We start from the raw sequence: 19,550 nt of genomic DNA, 5'->3' as shown, positions 1-19,550 counted from the left end.
GGTCAGCAAGCGCTGCCATACAGAGACCTCCATGACCTCAGCGCTCGGCCACCGGCGACGCTTGCGCCTCTTGAGCATCCCAGCCGCCGCCCAGTGCAGCGATCAACTGCACACTGGCGATCAGGCGACTTTGCAGCACGTTCAGCACCGTACGTTCGTTGCTCAGTGCCGTGGCCTGTACGTTGACCACATCCAGATAGCCGATCAGACCGGCCTTGTACTGATTGCTGGTCAGGCGCAGGGAGTCGCGGGCAGCCACCAGGGCTTCCTGACGGACCCCGGCTTCCTCTTCGTAGACCTTGAGCTGAACCAGATAATTCTCTACCTCCTGGAAACCGTTGAGCACGGTCTGTCGGTACTGGGCGACGGTCTGGTCGTAGACGGCTTCGGTGCGGTCCACTTCAGCAGAACGTCGCCCTCCGTCGAACAGGGTCATGGCCAGTTGCGGACCGACCGACCAGAAGCGATTCGGCAAACTGATCCAGTTGGCAAACGTACTGCTGTTATAGCCGCCGCTCATGCTCAGGGTGAAGTCAGGGTAATAAGCCGCCTTCGCAACACCGATATTGGCGTTGGCCCCCATCACCGAACGCTCGGCGGCAGCGATGTCGGGTCTGCGTTCGAGCAACTGGGACGGCAAGCCGACAGGAATCTGCGGCAGTCTGGGGATGGAGGTGGTTGCCTGCAGATTGAAGTCCGCTGGCGCCATGCCCATCAGCACGGCAATGGCGTTTTCAAATTGCGCCCGCTGCCACGCCAGATCGATCAGATCGGCCTGGGTACTTTTCAACTGGGTCTGCGCCTGAGCCACGGCATCACGCCCCGAGATACCGGCACGGTACTGATTCTGGGTCAGCGTCAACGAGCGCTGATAGGCATCGACCGTGGCTTCCAGCAAGCGCTTCTGCTCGTCGATGACGCGCAGTTGCAGGTAGTTCTGCACCAGTTCCGACTGCAGACTCAGACGCATGGCCGCCAGATCCGCAAGGCTTGCCTGTGCGTTGGCCGTGTCGGCCTCAAGGCCGCGACGCAGCTTGCCCCAGACATCGGCCTCCCAACTGACACCCAACTGGGCACTGTGGGTCTCGCGGATGCCGGAGTTGAGGTTACTGCTCCCCGACGTACTGCTGCCGGTTCCCTGACTGGAGCGGGTCTTGCCGACGGAGAGATCAAGGGTAGGAAAAAACGCTGCTCGCGAGCTGCGAATCAACGCCTGGGCCTGACGGTACTGAGCTTCGTACTGTGCCACGGTCTGGTTGGAGGCGTTCAGACGCTCCACCAGTGCGTTGAGCGCCTTGTCGTCGTAGACCTCCCACCATGCGCCTCTGGCCACTGCGTCATCGCGTGGCGTCGCCTGCTTCCAGCCTGCTGCCGCCTTGAAGCTGGCAGGTGTGGCCATGTCCGGCTTGTGATAATCCGGGCCGACCGCACAGGCACTCAGCAGCAAGACGCAAAGCGCCATGCCAAGCGGCCTGACCAGCCATCGGTGATTGGGTTTGGAGTCGAGGCGATCAGTCATAACGGAGTTTCCAGAGCTGCATCGGTACGACGGCCCCGCCACCGGCTGAAGCGGTGACGCAGGCGGTCGAGATAAAGGTAAACCACAGGAGTGGTGTAGAGCGTCAGCACCTGACTGAACACCAGACCACCAATGATGGTAAGGCCCAGCGGCCGACGCATTTCAGCGCCCTCGGCGGTGCTGAGCAACAGCGGCAGCGCGCCCAGAATGGCGGCCATGGTGGTCATCAGGATGGGCCGCAAACGCTGCAGGCACGCGCTGCGGATGGATTCCTGAGGCGTCATGCCCTGATCCCGTTCCAGGTGCAACGCCAGATCGATCATCATGATCGCGTTCTTCTTGACCACGCCGATCAACAGGAACAGGCCCAGCAGCGAGATCAGGCTGAATTCGCTGCGCAGCACATAGATGGTCAACAAGGCGCCCACACCCGCCGACGGCAAGGTCGAAAGGATCGTCAGTGGATGAATATAGCTTTCATAAAGAATCCCCAGCACCAGGTACACCGCCAGCAAGGCACCGAGAATCATCCAGGGCTGGCTTTTCTGGGTCGCGGCAAACGCGTTCGCAGTCCCGGCCATCTTCGAAATGATCCCGGAGGGCAAGCCGATGGCTGCGACGGAACGCTCGATGGCGACGGTCGCCTGATCAAGGCTGACGCCCTCGGCCAGATCGAACGAAATGTTCTCCGAGGCAAACTGACCGTCGTGAGAAACGCGGTCGTTCTCCAGGCTGCGTTCATAGTGCGCGATGCTCGACAACGGCACTCGCTGCCCGTCGGCCGTGATGACCTGCACCTGCTCGAGGGTCACCGGGTCCTGCGCATATTTGGGGTTGACCTCCATCACCACCTGATACTGGTTCAGGCTGTCGTAGATCGTGGAAACCTGACGCTGGCTGTAGGCATTGTTCAGCACCGCGGTGACCATGTTCATGTCGATGCCCAGCCGCTTGGCGGTGTCGCGATTGACGATCAGCGTGACCTGCTGCGCCCCTCGCCCTTCCCGCGCGTCGATGGCCGTGAGCTGCGGCAACGATTTGAGCGCGGCGACGATTTTCGGGTACCACTCGCGCAGGACTTCCAGATCGCCGCTCTGCACGATGTACTGATACTGCGAGCTGGTCTGTTCGCGCCCGCCGCCCAACTGCAGGTCCTGATCCGGGGCCAGAAACAGACGGCCGCCCGGCACATGCGGCAGGTTCTTGCGCAGCCGCTCGACCACCTTCTCGGCCGACAGCTTGCGCTCGCCGATGGGCTTGAGGCGCACGATCATGAAAGCGTTATTGGTCCCGCCGCTGCCGCCGATGAAGCCTGCGACGCTCTGCACTGCCGGGTCCGCCAGCACGGCGCGCCTGAAGATTTCCATCTTCGGCTGCATGACCTTGAACGACAGGCCGTCGTCTCCGCGAACGAAGCCCATCAGTTGCCCGGTGTCCTGTTGCGGCAGGAAGGTCTTGGGCACTACGACATAAAGCGCGATATTGACCACGATGGTGATCAGCAGGCTCACCAGCGTGAGGCGCGGGTGGCGCAGCACCCAGCCAAGCGAACGATCGTAGCCAGCGACCATCCGGTCATTGACCCGCTCGCTCCACCGCTGAAACGCATTCTCCTGCTCCGCCTCACGCGGCTTCAGCCAACGGGCGCAGAGCATGGGCGTCAGCGTCAGGGAAACGACCAGCGAGACGACGATCGACACTGACAGCGTGATGGAAAACTCGCGGAACAGGCTTTCGACCAGACCGCCCATGAACAGAATCGAAACGAACACGGCCACCAGCGAGACGTTCATCGACAGCAGCGTGAAGCCGACCTCCTTGGCCCCCAGAAAAGCCGCTTTCATGGGGTCAAGACCGTTATGAATGTGCCTTGAGATGTTTTCCAGCACCACGATGGCATCGTCCACCACCAGCCCCGTGGCCAGAATCAACGCCATCAGAGACAGGTTGTTCAGGGAAAATCCGCACAGGTACATGAGGGCGAAGGTGCCCACCAGCGAGACCGGCACCGCCAGGGTTGGAATCAGCGAAGCGCGGAAGCTGCCCAGAAACAGGAACACCACCAGCACCACCAGCACCACGGCGATCAGCAGGGTCATTTCGGCTTCATGCAGGGTTGCAGTGATCACCGGGGAACGATCCATGGCGATGTCGAGCTTCACGCTGGCAGGCAATACGGCCTGCAATGCAGGCAACTGGGCCTTGATCTGCGCCACGGTCTCGATGATGTTGGCGCCGGCCTGCCGGTTGATGACCAGCAACACGGCCCTGTCGTCATTGAAGAAACCGCTGTTGTAGCGGTTCTCGACCGCATCGCTGACCTTGGCAACATCCTTGAGTCGCAGCGTTGCGCCATCCTGATAGCGAATGATCAGCGGCGCGTAATCCTTGGCCGTTTCCAACTGGTCGTTAGCCTGGACCTGCCAGTTGTGTTGATCGTTTTCCACCGAGCCTTTGGGTCGCCTGACGTTGCTGCCGGTGATCGCAGTGCGCACCTCGTCCAGCGAGATGCCGTACTGGGAAAGCAACTGGGGCTCCAGTTCGATACGCACCGCAGGCAGCGAACTGCCGCCGATCTGCACTTCACCCACGCCCGTGACCTGGGACAGGCTCTGCGACAGGATGGTGGACGCCAGATCGTACAGTTGGCCTTTTTCCAGCACGGTCGACGTCAGCGACAGCACCATGATCGGTGCCTGGGACGGGTTGACCTTCTTGTAGGTCGGCATGCTGCGCATGCCGCTGGGCAGCAGATTGCGCGATGCGTTGATGGCAGCCTGAACCTCACGGGCCGCACCGTTGATGTCCCGATCCAGATCGAACTGCAGAATCACCCGCGTCGTGCCCTGACTCGAGTTGCTGGTCATGGTGTTGACCCCGGCGATGGTGCCCAGCGACCGCTCAAGCGGCGTGGCAACGCTCGACGCCATGATTTCCGGACTGGCGCCCGGCAGGCTGGCCGAAACGACAATGACCGGGAAATCCATGTTCGGCAATGGCGCCACCGGCAACAGCCGGAAACTGACGGCGCCCAGCAGCATGATTGCCAGGCTCAGCAGAACGGTGGCGACCGGTCGGCGGATGAAGGGTGCTGACAGGTTCATGCGTCAGCCTTCTCCAGTCGAACCGGGGCGTCAGGTTTGCGGCTCCATCGGCGACCCAGCCGGTCGAAATACAGGTAGATCACCGGTGTGGTGAACAGGGTCAGAATCTGGCTCAGCAGCAGACCGCCCACCATCACCAGACCCAGCGGTTGACGCAGCTCTGCGCCGGAACCGGTGGCCAGCATCAACGGAATGGCGCCGAACAGCGCTGCCAGAGTCGTCATCAGGATCGGCCGGAAACGCAGCAGGGCCGCTTCGTAGATCGCCGTCTCGGGATCGACACCACGATTGCGTTCTGCGTCGAGCGCGAAGTCGATCATCATGATGGCGTTCTTTTTGACGATACCGATCAGCAGAATGATGCCGATGATGGCAATCATGCCAAGGTCGTTACCGCTGATGAGCAGCGCCAGCAACGCGCCGACCGCAGCGGAAGGCAGGGTCGAGAGAATGGTGATCGGGTGAATGTAGCTCTCGTACAGCACGCCCAGCACGATGTACATCGTCACCACGGCTGCGAGAATCAACAGCAGCGTGCTGGACAAGGATGCCTGGAACGCCTGCGCCGCGCCCTGGAACTGGGTCTGTACGCCAATCGGCATGCCGATGTCCTTCTGCACTTGCTCGATGACCTCGACCGCCTCGCCCAGCGCGATGTTCGGCGCCAGATTGAACGACATCATGACCGCCGGGAACTGCCCGATGTGGGCGATTGCCAGCTGCGCCTGACGCTGCTCGACCCGCGCCAGGCTCGACAGTTTGACCTGAGCACCGTCAGTGGTTTTCACATGAATCTGTTCCAGTGCTTCCGGCCCCAACTCGCTGGCGGACGCCGACTGCAGCACTACCCGGTACTGACTGGCCTGGGTATAGATGGTTGAAATCTGGCGCTGACCGAACGCGTCATACAGCGCGTCGGTGATGTTGGCGACGCTGACGCCGACCCGACTGGCCGCATCCCGGTCAATCACCAGATACACCTGAAGCCCCTTGTCCTGCAGATCGCTGGCGACATCCGTCAACTCGGGGCGCTGGGCCAATGCATCTGCCAGCCTGACACTCCATTCGCTGAGCAGCTCTGCGTCAGGGGATGACATGCTGAACTGATACTGGGTCCGGCTGACGCGGTCTTCGATGGTCAGGTCCTGCACCGGCTGCATGAACAGGCGAATGTCCGACAGTTTGTCGACTTCCGGCTGTATACGCTGAATGATTTCGGCAGCCGTCAGGTCGCGTTCGCCATGGGGCTTGAGGTTGATCAGGAACCGGCCACTGTTGAGCGTGGCGTTGTCGCCATCCACACCAATGTAAGAGGACAGACTGACCACCGATGGATCTTTCAGAATGATATCGGCCAGTGCCTGTTGGCGCTCGCTCATCGCCTTGAAAGACACGGACTGAGGGGCTTCGGAAATGCCCTGGATGACGCCGGTGTCCTGCACCGGGAAAAAGCCCTTGGGCACGATGATGTAGAGCAGCACCGTAAGACCCAGCGTGCCGATGGCCACCAGCAGTGTCAGCGGTTGGTGCTTTAGCACCCAGCGCAAACCGCCACCGTAGACATGGACAAGCCAGTCGATCCACGCACCGCTGGCACGATAGAAACGGCTTTGCTCCTCTTCCCTGGGTTCGCGCTTGAGCAGACGCGCGCACATCATCGGCGTCAGGGTCAGCGAGACCAAGAGGGAAATCAGGATCGCGACCGCCAGTGTGATGGCGAACTCGCGGAACAGCCGCCCCACCACGTCGGCCATGAACAACAGCGGAATCAGTACGGCGATCAGCGACAGGGTCAGGGAAATCAGAGTGAAACCGATCTGCTTCGCCCCCTTCAAGGCCGCCTGCAGAGGCGTTTCGCCTTCTTCGATGTGGCGCGAAATGTTTTCCAGCATGACGATGGCATCGTCCACCACAAAACCGGTGGCAATGGTCAGCGCCATCAGGGTCAGGTTATTGATGGAAAAACCGGCCAGATACATGACCCCGAACGTACCGACGAGTGACAGCGGCACGGCAATCGACGGAATGATCGTCGCGCTCAGGCGACGCAGGAACAGGAACGTGACCAGCACCACCAGCACGATGGCGATCAGCAATTCGTGCTGGACGTCGGTGACCGAGGCGCGGATGGTCTGGGTGCGATCGGTCAGCACCGTCACGTCGAGTCCGGCCGGCAGATTATCGGTGATGCCGGGCAGCAGGGTCTTGATCCGGTCCACCACGTCGATGACGTTGGCGCCCGGCTGACGCTGGATGTTCAGCAGAACGGCCTGATTGCGATTGGCCCAGGCCGCCAGCCTTTCGTTCTCGGCACCGTCGACGATCTGCGCCACGTCCTTAAGGCGCAGTGGCGCGCCATCCTTGTAGGCCAGGATCAGGTTGGCGTATTCCTCGGGCGACTTGAGCTGGTCGTTGGCATCCAGCATTGAAACCCGGGTCGGACCGTCGAAGTTGCCCTTGGGCTGATTGACGTTGGAGGCGCTGATCAGTGTGCGCACATCCGCGAGGTTCAGGCTGTTGGCAGCCAGTGCCTCGGGGTTGACCTTGATTCGTACGGCCTGCCGCTGCCCACCGGCAATGCTGACCATGCCGACGCCGCTGATCTGCGAGATCTTCTGCGCCATGCGTGTGTCGACCAGATCGTTGAGCTTGGGCAGCAGCATGGTTTTGGAGGTGATCGCCAGGGTCAGTACAGGCGTATCTGCCGGGTTGACCTTGTTGTAGACCGGTGGCGCAGGCAGGTCAGTGGGCAACAGGTTGGTGGCGCCATTGATGGCGGCCTGCACTTCCTGCTCGGCCACGTCCATGTTGATTTCCAGGCTGAAGCGTAGCGTGATGACCGAAGCGCCGCCCGAGCTGGTCGAGGCCATCTGGGTCAGCCCCGGCATCTGACCGAACTGACGTTCCAGCGGCGCCGTGACGGCACTGGTCATCACCTGCGGGCTCGCGCCCGGATACAGCGTCATCACGCGAATGGTCGGGTAATCCACCTGAGGCAGCGCCGAAACCGGCAGCAGGCCATAGGCGATCAAACCGGCAAGCACAATCGCCAGCATGCTGAGCGTGGTGGCGACCGGGCGCAGGATGAACAGGCGGGACATGTTCATACGCTTGGTTTATCCGCCTTCAGCACCGACGCCGATTTATCGGTACCGCTGTCAGGCTTGCCCTGCAGTTTCTGGCCCGGCCCTGCGGGCACGTCCTTGCTGTCACTGACCACTTCGACCTCGGCGCCGTCACGCAGACGGTCGGTGCCTTCCAGCACTACACGGGCTCCGGCAGCCAGACCTTCGGTGATAACCGTGGACGTCTCGTTGCTCGGGCCGGTCTTGAGCAGGTTGATCTTGACCTTCTTGTCACCGTCCATGACATACACGAACGTTCCGTTGGTGCCGAACTGGACCGCAGCGGTGGGCACCAGAATGGCCTGGGTCAGCGTGTCGGCCCGCAGCCGGACGTTGACGAACTGATTGGGGAACAGGGCTTCGTCACGATTCTCGAAACGCGCCTTGAACTTCAGGGTGCCTGTTGCCACGTCAATCTGGTTGTCGAGGCTGGCGAGTACGCCGGAGGCCTGCATCTTGACGTCGCCGCGATCCCAGGCTTCGACGGGCAGCTTGTCGCCGGTGCGATAGCGGGCAATGACGCTGGACAGGTCTTTCTCGGGCAACGTGAAATTGACTGAAATCGGTTGGGTCTGGGTAATCACGACCAGCGCAGTAGTGTCGTTGGCAGCCACCAGATTGCCGACGTCCAGTTGCTTGAGCCCTACCCGGCCGGCAATCGGCGCGCGGATACGGGTGAAGTCCAGATTGAGCTTCGCTTCGGCCACCGCTGCCTGATTGGTCTTGATGGTGCCCTGGTACTGATTGACCAGCGACTCGGCGGTGTCCAGCGTCTGCTTGGCGATGCTGTCCTCGGCGTAAAGGCCGCGATAGCGCTGAACGTCAAGCTGGGCATTTTTGAGCAGTGCCTGATTGGTTGCCAGCGTGCCTTCGGCCTGCTGCAGTGCGACCTGATAACTGCGCGGATCGATTTCCGCCAGCAGGTCGCCCGCCTTCACCATCTGGCCTTCCTGAAAGTTGAGCTTGACCAGTTCGCCCGCAACCCGGCTGCGCACATTGATGGTATTGGTTGCAGTAACAGTGCCCAGCGCCTTGTAATAAATCGGGAAATCGCCCTGTGTCACCGGCGCGACGCGCACTGGAACGGCAGCAGCCGAGCCGCCAAACCCTGGCCTGACCATGCCACTCGATTTGCTGGTGTGCGTGGCTTTGCCAGCCGTGTCTGTGCCGGTCGTCGACGCAGAGCCGGGCCAGAACCACCAGCACAGGCCGACAATGAGCAACAGAACCAACAAACTGATCAACCAGCGACGGGATTTACGGGGGCCAGACGATTGCATGAATAAATCAACCATTACAGGTGAGGGCTACTTTGGAGGCTGAACAATAAGCACAGATGAGCTGCAAGCAAAGCGCCTTTACCAAGCGCTTACTTTCATTAAACGGTTGAAGCACAAATAAAAACGGCCTGAACGGGTTCAGGCCGTCGATGTGTTGCCGAACGTTACTTCAATACTGCCAGTGCAGCCTCGTAGTTCGGTTCTTCAGCGATTTCGGAAACCAGTTCACTGTGCAGCACGTTGTTGTTTTCATCCAGAACCACAACGGCGCGTGCAGTCAGGCCTTTCAGAGGACCGTCGGCAATGGCGACGCCGTAGTTTTCGCTGAAATCGGCGCTGCGGAAGGTGGACAGGTTCTTGACGTTTTCCAGACCTTCGGAGCCGCAGAAGCGAGCCTGGGCAAAAGGCAGGTCAGCAGAAATGCACAGTACGACGGCGTTGGCCACATCGTTCGCCTGAGCGTTGAACTTGCGTACCGACGTCGCGCAGGTCGGGGTGTCGACGCTTGGGAAGATGTTCAGCACTTTGCGCTTGCCGGCGAACTCCTGCAGAGTCACCTCAGCCAGACCGGCACCCACCAGTGTGAAAGCAGGTGCAGCGCTGCCGTTCTTCGGCAGTTCGCCGTTGACTTGAACAGGGTTGCCTTTGAGGGTCACTTGAGCCATGAAACGATGTCCTTTTTCAGTGGGTTTAGATAAGAACCAGAAGTTAAACACGAAAGTGCAGCATGACCTATATCGGATAATTCCGAATTCGCTCAGGAATTGAGCCTGTCCCTGATCTCGGGCCGGGCACACAATTCAGCCAGCCAGTCGACAAACACCCTCACCCGCCGCGACAGCTGTCGATGGGGTGGATATAACGCCATCAACGGTAATGCAGGCGGTCGATATTCACGCAGCACCTCGACCAGCGTACCGCTGCGCAACTTGTCGGCAATATGGTAGCGCGGTGCCTGAATAAGTCCGAATCCAGCCTCGCACGCAGCGATATAGCCTTCAGCACTGTTGACGGCAATTGATCGCGGTAGGCGCGGCTCGTGCAATTGTCCGCGTACCATGAACTGTAACCCGTAACGCTTGTTGGTCCCGGTCGAGAAATATTCGATCACCTGATGCTGCGCCAACTCATCAAGGTCCAGCGGCGAGCCGTGCTGATCCAGATAAACCCGGCTGGCACAGGTCATCTGCGTCAGGTTTTCCAGCGGCCTGGCGACCAGCGCCTCGTCATGGGAACTTCCGGCGCGCAGCACGCAATCGACGCCTTCGCGTATCAGATCGACCTGCCGGTCACTCATGCCGATCTCCAGTTCGATCTGCGGATAACGTCGAGTGAACTCGGGCAGCGAGGGCATCACGATCATGCATCCCAGACTCATGGGCAGATCAACCCGCAGCAGGCCCTTGGGCCCGGTATTAAGGGATGAGAACGCTGACTCGGCATCTTCCAGATCAGCGAGCAGACTCAGGCAGCGTTGGTAGTATGCGTTGCCATCAGGCGTGGCACTGACCTGGCGCGTGGTGCGCTGCAGAAGCTGGACACCCAGATGCGCTTCCAGCTGCTTGATCAGGATCGTCACCGACGCACGAGGCATCTGCAGGCTCTCGGCGGCTCTGGCAAAACCGCCAAGCTCGACGATGCGGGTGAAAACGCGCATGGCGTTGAATCGATCCATGATTACCGGTATTCCGCTTTGCTGGGTGAGCCAATAAGAAGAAACGTTTTAGCGGGTTCTTGCCTGTTCTGTCGAGCGCAACATCTTTTCAGCCTTCTGTGACAGCCCCGCTATCAAAAGTCGCGCTTGTAGAATATGTCCAGCGAGCTGGCGATTCCACTGGCCGCTTCCAGATAGACCCGCTTGCTGAGCAGGTAGCGCAACGCGATGGTATTGGCAGGCTCGAACACGCCAACTCCGTAGCGCAGACTCAGCTTGTCGGTGATCTTGCCACTGGCCACCACATTGGTCTTGTCGCCGGTGCCGCTGGTGTCCAGTTCGAAGTCCTTGATGCCCAGATTATCGGCCAGTTTGCCAGTTGTCGAAGCACTGCCTGCAACGCCCAGTGCCAGCGCGGCTTGCGCAACCATGTTGTTGTCCTCACCGGAATTGCCCAGCGGACGGCCCATCACCAGATAGGACAGCGCCTGCTCCTGACTCATCGCAGGCTCCGAGAACACTTCGGTGGTTGGCTGCTCGGCGCTACCGGTCAGGCGAATACCTGCGATCACATCGTCTGTCTGACGAATCGCTTCGATATCCAGATAAGGTTGATCCACAGGGCCTGCAAACAGCAGCCGCGCCTTGCGAATGGTCAGGCGCTGCCCATAGGCCCGATAACGCCCGTTGTTGAGATTGAGCTCGCCACGGGTATCGAGGTTGTCGCCTATGTGGACACGCCCGACCAGATCGGCAGTGAGGCCGAAGCCGTTGAAGCTGAGCTTGTCCTGACCGACTTCCACGTCGATGTCCATGGCAACGGCAAGCGGCGGCGCGCCCTCCTCGGTCTGCTGGCCGACAATCACAGTGTCGCCCGACAGCTTGACGGTTGAAGGTGGCAACTCACGAACGGTGATGGTTCCCTTGGGGATCAGGACCTTGCCGGAGACCGCCAGCCGCTCGCCCTGCATTGAAATTTTCAGCTCAGGCGCCGCTTCGACTTCGGCGTAAGGCTCCACATGGATCGGCAGCCGTGAACCCTTCAGATTCAGATCAACCACCAAGGCCTGTCCCCAGGCCACTTGTCCGGTCAGAGCGCCCTGCCCCGTAGCGCCACTTTTCCAGCCGCCGTTCACCTGAACACTCTCCCCGGCAATCAGCGCCTGGACATTCAGGTCAAGCAATTCCATCGGCAGCTCTGGACCCGATACTTCGCCGCCCTGCAGCGTCACGCTGCCATTGACCAGCGGTGCAAGCAATCCACCCGACAGACGACCACTGCCGTTCAGACGACCGTTGAGTTTCTCGACCATGGGTGCAAACGGACGCGCCACCGACAGGTCCAGACCCGACAAGCTGAATTCGCCAGACAGCGCCTTGTTGCTGGACAGCGGATCGATCTGCGCTGTCAGCAGCAGACGCCCCAACTTCGCGCCATCGAAATCGAGGCGCGAGTCAATGCGCTTGGGGGTCAACGAGCTGGTCAGCCTGAGCGTCTGGTAAGGGAAGTCGAGCCATTGGTCCTTATCACGCACCCGCAAGGTGCCGCCACCGGCATCGACCGTGATCTGGCCATTGGGGCCAGCTGCTGGCACATCCAGTTGAACGTCGGCGTTGAGCGATCCTTTCCAGGCAAAGTCCTTCGGCATCCACTGGGCCAGGCTGTCGAGCGGGAAGTTCTTGAGGTGATAGCGCAAGCGAGGCTGGGGCATCAGCCGCTGATCCTCACCGCAAAGGCTGGCGTTACCGGACAACCAGCAATGCGCACCAAAATTGAGTTTGCCATCAGCCAGTCGTTCGATCTTTGCAGGCTGTTGCAGACGCCAGGCCTGCCCGCCGCTCTGGACGTTGCCACTGGCCAGACGGCCACGCCAGTTGCCGTTATCCAGCGTGCCGTCCAGCGCGAGCGCCAGCTTGAGCAACGGTCCTTGCAAATCAAGCTTCAGCTGCTGCGCCTTGAGGGTGCCCTGGCCGTCCAGCGTCAACGTCCCCAGCGCCGTATCGCCCGCCTGAATACCCGAGCCCTTGACGTTGATCGTCGCGCGTTGCGCCGGGTCGAGTTTCGCGCTGGCAACCAGACTTTGCAGACGGTTGTCCTGAAACGCGAGCTGGCTGCCTTGCAGATTGAGCTGGCCCTGCGGCGCCTTCAAGGTGCCCGCCAGATCCACACGTCCTTTAGCCTGACCCTGCAGGCGTGGCCACAATTGGCCCAGTCGCGGCAGATTCAGATCCAGTTGACCCTGCAGGCGCTGATCGAGACTGCCGCGCCCCTCGATCCGGTTGTCACCGAGGCGCATGCTCAGGCCGGCCAGATTCCATTGCTGACCCCGGCCGTCGGCCTTGACCTGCAACACCGCGGGTTGCCCGCGCAGGCGACCTTTCAGATCCAGGTCGGCGGTCAGCTCCAGTTGCTCGTTTTTGAACTGCCCCTTGCTGCGCAAAGGACCGGCCAGCGTGCCGGGCAGTTCAGCCACCCAGAACGAGGGATCAAGCGCACTCAGGTCCAGCGCCGTGTCCCAGCCGATGCCGTCGGCGAATTGCAGGTTCAGATGACCGCTGGCCTTGCCCTGCCCGGCCACCACTTCCAGTTGCGGCAGATAGATCCGCTGCAGGTCGCCGCTGAACGGACTGACGACGGTAAACGCGCCGGCCGGCCCCTTGAGACCCGCGTTGAAATTCCCCAGGTACTTGCCGTCGGTGTAGGACACATCACCCTTGAACGCATGCAGCGCCACTTGAGGCTCCGCTTCAAGCGGGTAAAGCCGCTGCCACGGGAAATCGAGCCAGTCGACGGAAGCGTCTGCGCTGAAACCGGTTTCCCAGTTCAGCTTGCCATTGACCAACAGGCGCTGTTGCTCGCTGGCGGCGAGGTTCAGCGCGTCAATGGTGGCGCCCTTGGCATCCGCAAGCCCTTGCAGCACAAGAGTCATGGGGCTTTTTTCAGCAGGCAGGCCAGCCGTTCCGTTGATCTGATAGCCACTGTCCAGATTACCTTCGGCGGTCAGTAGCAATTGATCGAGCTGTATCGTTTCCGGCAATCCTGCGCTGGGCCTGAAGCGATCCGAGGTCAGTTTCAGGCGAGCAGGCAAATGCTCGGCGAGCGGTTGCAACTCTCCACTCAGAACCCCTGCCAGGTACCCGCTGCTGTCGGCTTTGAGGTGCAGGGTCTTGAGCAGATCGCCCTGAATATCCAGGGCCAGCATCCAGGGTTTGCCGTCCTGCGGCGGCAATTGCAATTGCCCGTCAAGGGTCAGCGGCCAGTCGCCAGCAGGATCGAGCAGGCCGTTGAGGTCCAGCACCAGTTCGTCACGTTGCAGATGCGCACTGTCGATCTGCAACCCCTGAGCCGTCCAGTGCGCGGCAAGCCTGAGGTCGCGCAATTGCTCGATGCCGTCGAGTTGCAGACTGCCAAGCTGGACATCCTTGAGCTGAATAGCCAGCGGTAACGTGAGATTGGGTAACGTGATGGGGCCTTCTTTGGCTGGCTCGGTGCCGGGCGCAAAGTGCAGCATGATCTTTTCGGCGTTCAGTCGATCGATGCAGAGCGTCATTTTGAGCAGGCAACCCGGCGTCCAGTCGAATGCCAGCGCCTGGACCTCGACGCGGTCCTCGCCTTGCAGCCAGAGCAACCGGTCGGCGCTCCACTGCCCGCCCAGCCGGCCTTGAAAGTTCTCCAGTTGCAGGCCTGGCACTCGCGCCAGTGCCCACTGGCTGCCACTTTGGGTGCCGACTACCATCCAGATGCTTGCCACCAGAATCAGCAAAACCGCCAGCAGGCTCAGGCCGGCGATTTTCAGGCCGCGCTTGATGTTCATCCTCGTCAAAGCTCCGGCCCCATGGAAAAGTGCAGACGAACGCCGCCGTCATCGTCCAGTGGATGCGCCAGATCGAGACGCAGCGGTCCGACCGGAGAAACCCAGCGCACACCAAATCCCACACCGGTTTTCAGACTCGGCAGATCCAGATTATTGAATGAATTGCCCTGATCGACAAAGGTCGCCAGTCGCCATTTTTCGGCAATGGAATACTGATACTCGACACTGCCTGCGACCATGTAGCGCCCACCGATCCGGTCGCCGTCGGAGTTGGTCGGTGACAGGGTCTGGTAGTCATAACCGCGCACGCTCTGATCGCCACCCGCGAAGAAGCGCAGTGACGGGGGTATCGAGGTGTAGCCATCGGTGAAGTTGCCGCCGAACTGCACGCGCCCGAGGAAACGGTGATTTTGCGCAACGGTGGTCAGTCCTTTGAGCAGCACGTTGCCGCGAATCAGGTTGGCGTCGGACCCAACCCCCTCCTTGGCCACTTGCGCATCGAATTGCAGCCGGTAGCCTTTGTGCGGGTCGATGCGGTCGTCGCTGCGCAGGTAGGAATAGCTGATGCCCGGCATCAGCAAGGTGCTCAGACCGGAATCATCGCCGAGCCGGTATTCCTCGCGTTGCCATTTAAGCGAAATCACCCGCTCCCAGCCGCTGGGCAATTTGCTGTGCCATTCGGGGCCGACGGTCAGCAGCTTGCTGAGGCTGTCGGTACCTGCGATCTCTTCGTATTGATAGCCGCCCGCGAAACGCAGCTTGTCGGTCAACGGCGGATCGAGCGGCACGTCGTACCAAAGACCCACGTTCTGCCGAGGGGCCGAGAGTTCCGACTCGAACCCGTAGCTGTGACCCTGGGCGTTGGCCCAGTGCCGGGTCCAGTTGGCCTTGCCTCTGACCCCGACGTCGGTGGAGAAACCCAGACCCAGGCCCATGGTGCGTGGCTTGCGGGTTTCAAGCTGAACCGTGACCGGGATAACCTGACCGACTGCTGCGGTCGGTGCAGCGTCCACACGCACGCCCTCGAAATAGCCGCTTGCCTGCATCGCCTGATTCAGCTCCGCAATCAACTGCGAATCGTAAGGCGTGTTTTCCTTGAACGGCACCATTCGCTTGAGCAGATCTTCGTCGAAGGGCGAATCACCACTGAACATCACCTTGCCCAGCGAATAGCGGGGTCCGCTGTCATACACCAGTTCGATGTCCGCAACACCGGCGCGTGGGTCAATGGCAAGGCGCTGGCTCGTGAAGCGACCGCTGAAGAAACCATAGCGGGATGCCTGATTCTGAATCAGCCGTTTGGCGTCTTCATAATGACCATGGTTCAGAACGGCACCGGCCTTGAGCGCATCGCTCTGCGGCACCTTGAACGCTTTCAGGGACGCGGCCGGACCTTCGACCCGGACGACCACGTTGCGCAAGCGGATAGGCTCACCCGGCAAGACCTTGATGACCAGGCGAGGGTTTTCACCGTCCTGAATTTCACTGTCGATCTGCGCCTGGTAGTAACCAAGCGCCTGAGCCGCCTTTTCTGCCTGCTGTTCCGCACCCAGACTGAAGTTGCGCAGCGCCTGGGCATTACGCTCGCCAAGCTCACCGACATAACCTTCGATGTTGGCCTTGAGGTCTGGGTTGGCGGGCGTGATCTGCACATCAAGGCGTGCATCGGCCAGGGCCGCAGCACTCAAAGACATCACAAGCACACCGCCACTGCATATTCTGAAAAGCTTCATGGGCATGGATGCTAGCACGACCTGAGGGCTACGCTGAAAACCCCAAAACAACGGTGTTTCAAACCGTTACGTCATGGACCGCCAGTGGGACCTTAGGATTGGGGTGAAAGAAGACGTGCTCGCGGACAGGTCCTACCACGATTTCGCCGATTTCCTGATAGCCCTGCCGCTTATAGAACTCAAGATAGCGCGGGTTTCCAGTATCCAGCACGATGCCTTCGGAATTTTCATCTTCCGAGCACCAGTCGTGGAGTGCCTGCAGCAGTTGCTCGCTCAGCTCCTGACCGGTTTTTTGCCCCTGAAACTCAGGCTCCAGCCCGATCAACGGCAGCACATGTACGGTCTCCGATGGGACACAGGCGAGCACTGCATTGTAATAAGCCAGATAGCGTTGTGTGCAGCTCAGGCCAGTCCCTACCACCATGCGCAATCGCCATGCCCAGCTTTCAGTGATGCCCAAACGACGCTGCGGCGGCGCAATGAGCGCCACGCCGACCAGACGATCGTCAATGAACAGACCCATCCCGGGCTGGTTCTGCAGAAAGTGCTGCTTGACCAGTTGGCGGATGGTTTCGCGAATACGGTTCTCGAAGCCCGAGCGCTGCGAGTTGAAGACATAGGCGAAGGTCGGATCGTTACGGTACGCACGGAACAGCAAGGCACGGGTTTCACGGGCATAACCACTGTCGAGCTGGCGAATTTCGCCCCGGATGGCAGCAGGTTGGGACATGGACGGACCTCATAATGACGGGACTGCTATTGCGCAGCACTTGGGCAAGCATCGTTTCGAGTGATGGCACCTTGCGACAGTTCAAACAAATTGTCCGACAGGCTCGATATAGCTCGGCAGCCCGCTCTACTGGCCCTGAGCCGACAGGTCAGCTAGCATCGCGGTTTGTTTTTCTTCAGGACTGCCGTTTTATGAAAATCGTCTCGTTCAACATCAATGGGCTTCGCGCTCGACCGCATCAGCTGGCAGCGCTGATCGAGAAACACCAGCCTGACGTGATCGGCCTTCAGGAAACCAAGGTCTCGGACGAGCAGTTCCCGCAGGCGGAGATCGAAGCCCTGGGTTACCACGTTCATTTTCATGGTCAGAAAGGTCATTACGGCGTCGCTCTGTTATCGCGCCAGGCACCGCTGGCACTGCACAAGGGCTTTGACAGCGACGACGAAGAATCACAGAAGCGCTTCATCTGGGGTACTTATGCCGATGCCGACGGCCAGTCCGTTACCATCATGAACGGCTATTTCCCACAGGGCGAAAGCCGCGACCATCCGACCAAGTTCCCCGCCAAACAGCGCTTTTACAACGACCTGCAAACGCTGCTGGAAACCCGTTTCAGCAAAGAGCAGCCGCTGATCGTGATGGGCGACGTGAACATTTCGCCACAGGACTGCGACATCGGCATCGGTCCGGACAACGCCAAGCGTTGGTTGAAAACCGGTAAATGCAGTTTCCTGCCCGAAGAGCGCGAGTGGATGGAACGCTTGAAAAACTGGGGCCTGGTGGACAGTTTCCGGCACCTGCACCCGGAAGTCGTCGATCGGTTCAGCTGGTTCGACTACCGCAGCCGAGGTTTTGAAGACGAACCCAAGCGCGGCCTCAGGATCGACCTGATCATGACCTCCAGCGGCCTGCAGCCTCGCATCAAGGCTGCCGGGGTGGATTACGATCTGCGAGGCATGGAAAAGCCATCGGACCACGCGCCGATCTGGCTCGAACTCAACTGACGGCCGAGCACAAGCGCCTGCCCGACATTCCGGGCAGGTAGCGCCTCATCCGACATGAAAACTGTCATTTTGCAGTAACGTCCCTGTCTTATTCTCTCGGCACTTCCGTTCATTCAAGGTGCCGCCGATGTTGCGCGCTCTGCTTGCGGCGCTGCTCCTTGCAAGCGCCACTTTTCCCTGCGTCGCGGCTCCCCTGCTGCCGATGCCGACTGACGATTCGCCCGCGTTGCGCATTCAAGGTTCCAATACCATCAACGCCCGGCTCGGACCAGCGCTGGTCGAAGGCCTGATGCGGCAACAGGGCCTGCAAGCCGTACAGACCTTGCCGGGCGACGCCGTCAATGAACAGCGTGTTGTAGGCACGGTGCCCGGCAGGGATAAGCCCGTTCGGGTAGAAGTCGCCGCCCATGGTTCAGGCACCGGATTCGAGGCGCTGAATGCAGGGACGGCCGACATGGCCTCCTCCTCACGCCCGATCAAGCCCCAGGAGGCTGCGGACCTCGCAAGACTTGGTGACCTTCAAAGCACTGCCGGAGAACAAGTCATTGCCATCGACGGTGTGGCCGTGATTCTGCATCCGGCCAATCCATTGCGCGTGCTGGATACCCGGCAACTGGCGCGGATCTTTTCCGGCGAGGTCCGGGACTGGAGCGAGGTCGGTGGCACGACCGGCCCGATCAGGCTTTACGCACGCGACGAGAAGTCGGGGACCTGGGAAACCTTCAAGGAACTGGTGCTGGTCAAGCAGGGCAAAAGCCTGTCCAAAGCCGCGCTACGATTCGAGTCCAGCGAGCAGCTGTCCGATGAGGTCAGCAAGGACCGTAACGGTATCGGGTTCATCGGCCTGCCTTACGTTCGTCGCGCCCGTGCCATCGCGATCGCCGATGGTGATTCAAAGCCCATGCTGCCGACGGTCAACCTGATCGCCACCGAGGATTATCCGCTGTCGAGGCGCCTGTTCTTCTATGTGCCGCCACTGAAACAACAGCCTTGGGCTGAGGCGCTGGTGCAGTTCGCTCAAAGCGCAGAGGGTCAGGCCATCGTGGCGCAGAACGGGTTCGTCGCGCAGACCGTGCAGGCGGTCAAGGTCGCGACAACCAGCCAGATGCCGGTCGATTACCAATCCCTCACCCGCAAGGCCGAGCGCCTTTCAGTCAACTTCCGCTTCGCCCAGGGCAGCGCGCGGCTGGACAATAAGGCCCAGCTGGATCTGAAGCGCGTGGTGGAATACCTGAAGGCCAACGGGAAGCTTGACCAGCATGTCACGCTGGTCGGCTTCGGTGACGCCAAGAGCGACCCGGAGCGCGCGGTGCTGCTTTCAAGACTCAGAGCCATGGCCGTACGCCGTGAACTGCAGAAAAGCGGTGTGACCTTTCGTGAAATTCTGGGGCTTGGCGATGAGATGCCTGTAGCGGCCAATGATCTGGACGATGGAAGGATCAAGAACCGGCGGGTTGAGGTGTGGGTGGAGTAGCTGAGGTTCGCGGCATTTCAACGGACCGAGGGAGGCGGCTTGCCGGCGATGAACGATGACGCGATTTTCCTGACATACCGCGTCGACTGCATCGCCGGCAAGCCGCCTCCCA

Annotated in this window: 11 protein-coding genes; 2 read left to right on the top strand and 9 right to left on the bottom strand. The window is 60.5% G+C overall.

Going from position 1 to position 19,550, the window contains the following annotated elements; all coding sequences use genetic code 11:
* Positions 1–37: 37 nt before the first annotated feature.
* The 9 genes from CFBP1590_RS12920 to CFBP1590_RS12880 all read right to left on the bottom strand — a co-directional run bounded on the left by CFBP1590_RS12920 (position 38) and on the right by CFBP1590_RS12880 (position 16,960).
* The gene (locus CFBP1590_RS12920; RefSeq protein WP_088235179.1) at positions 38–1,519 is read right to left on the bottom strand and encodes an efflux transporter outer membrane subunit; all 1,482 of its coding nucleotides are present in this window, start codon (positions 1,517–1,519) and stop codon (positions 38–40) included.
* Positions 1,516–4,623 carry a multidrug efflux RND transporter permease subunit gene (locus CFBP1590_RS12915; RefSeq protein WP_088235178.1) on the bottom strand — a complete coding sequence of 1,036 codons (3,108 nt, stop codon included), beginning with the start codon at positions 4,621–4,623 and terminating at the stop codon, positions 1,516–1,518. The genes CFBP1590_RS12920 and CFBP1590_RS12915 overlap by 4 nt, the downstream gene beginning before the upstream one ends.
* Complete coding sequence (locus tag CFBP1590_RS12910) at positions 4,620–7,730, bottom strand: MdtB/MuxB family multidrug efflux RND transporter permease subunit (protein WP_004884455.1); 3,111 nt, start codon at positions 7,728–7,730, stop codon at positions 4,620–4,622. Before CFBP1590_RS12910 ends, CFBP1590_RS12915 begins: the two co-directional genes overlap by 4 nt.
* Positions 7,727–9,043 carry an MdtA/MuxA family multidrug efflux RND transporter periplasmic adaptor subunit gene (locus CFBP1590_RS12905; RefSeq protein WP_004884454.1) on the bottom strand — a complete coding sequence of 439 codons (1,317 nt, stop codon included), beginning with the start codon at positions 9,041–9,043 and terminating at the stop codon, positions 7,727–7,729. The genes CFBP1590_RS12910 and CFBP1590_RS12905 overlap by 4 nt, the downstream gene beginning before the upstream one ends.
* Positions 9,044–9,192: 149 nt before the next feature.
* Positions 9,193–9,693 carry a thiol peroxidase gene (gene tpx / locus CFBP1590_RS12900; protein WP_088235177.1) on the bottom strand — a complete coding sequence of 167 codons (501 nt, stop codon included), beginning with the start codon at positions 9,691–9,693 and terminating at the stop codon, positions 9,193–9,195.
* 92 nt (positions 9,694–9,785) lie between these two features.
* Positions 9,786–10,703, bottom strand: a complete 918-nt coding sequence (locus CFBP1590_RS12895) for a LysR family transcriptional regulator (protein WP_088235176.1) — start codon at positions 10,701–10,703, stop codon at positions 9,786–9,788.
* 113 nt (positions 10,704–10,816) lie between these two features.
* A complete protein-coding gene (locus CFBP1590_RS12890) occupies positions 10,817–14,497 on the bottom strand; it encodes a translocation/assembly module TamB domain-containing protein (protein ID WP_088235175.1) in 3,681 nt (1,226 codons plus the stop codon).
* Positions 14,498–14,502: 5 nt separating this feature from the next.
* Positions 14,503–16,230 (bottom strand): autotransporter assembly complex protein TamA, encoded by a 1,728-nt coding sequence (locus CFBP1590_RS12885; RefSeq protein WP_088235174.1) that lies wholly within the window; start codon positions 16,228–16,230, stop codon positions 14,503–14,505.
* Positions 16,231–16,288: 58 nt separating this feature from the next.
* Positions 16,289–16,960, bottom strand: a complete 672-nt coding sequence (locus tag CFBP1590_RS12880) for a GNAT family N-acetyltransferase (RefSeq protein ID WP_029241826.1) — start codon at positions 16,958–16,960, stop codon at positions 16,289–16,291.
* A 191-nt stretch (positions 16,961–17,151) separates the two neighbouring features.
* Here CFBP1590_RS12880 and xthA point away from each other — a divergent pair, with 191 nt between their 5' ends.
* Together xthA and CFBP1590_RS12870 are read left to right on the top strand one after the other, a co-directional pair.
* Positions 17,152–17,964 (top strand): exodeoxyribonuclease III, encoded by an 813-nt coding sequence (xthA, locus tag CFBP1590_RS12875; protein WP_058431453.1) that lies wholly within the window; start codon positions 17,152–17,154, stop codon positions 17,962–17,964.
* A 127-nt stretch (positions 17,965–18,091) separates the two neighbouring features.
* Positions 18,092–19,438 carry a substrate-binding domain-containing protein gene (locus tag CFBP1590_RS12870; protein WP_088235173.1) on the top strand — a complete coding sequence of 449 codons (1,347 nt, stop codon included), beginning with the start codon at positions 18,092–18,094 and terminating at the stop codon, positions 19,436–19,438.
* Positions 19,439–19,550: the final 112 nt, after the last annotated feature.

The sequence above is a fragment of the Pseudomonas viridiflava genome, assembly GCF_900184295.1.
Lineage (GTDB): Bacteria > Pseudomonadota > Gammaproteobacteria > Pseudomonadales > Pseudomonadaceae > Aquipseudomonas > Aquipseudomonas viridiflava.
This window is presented reverse-complemented; position numbering and strand designations above follow the sequence as displayed.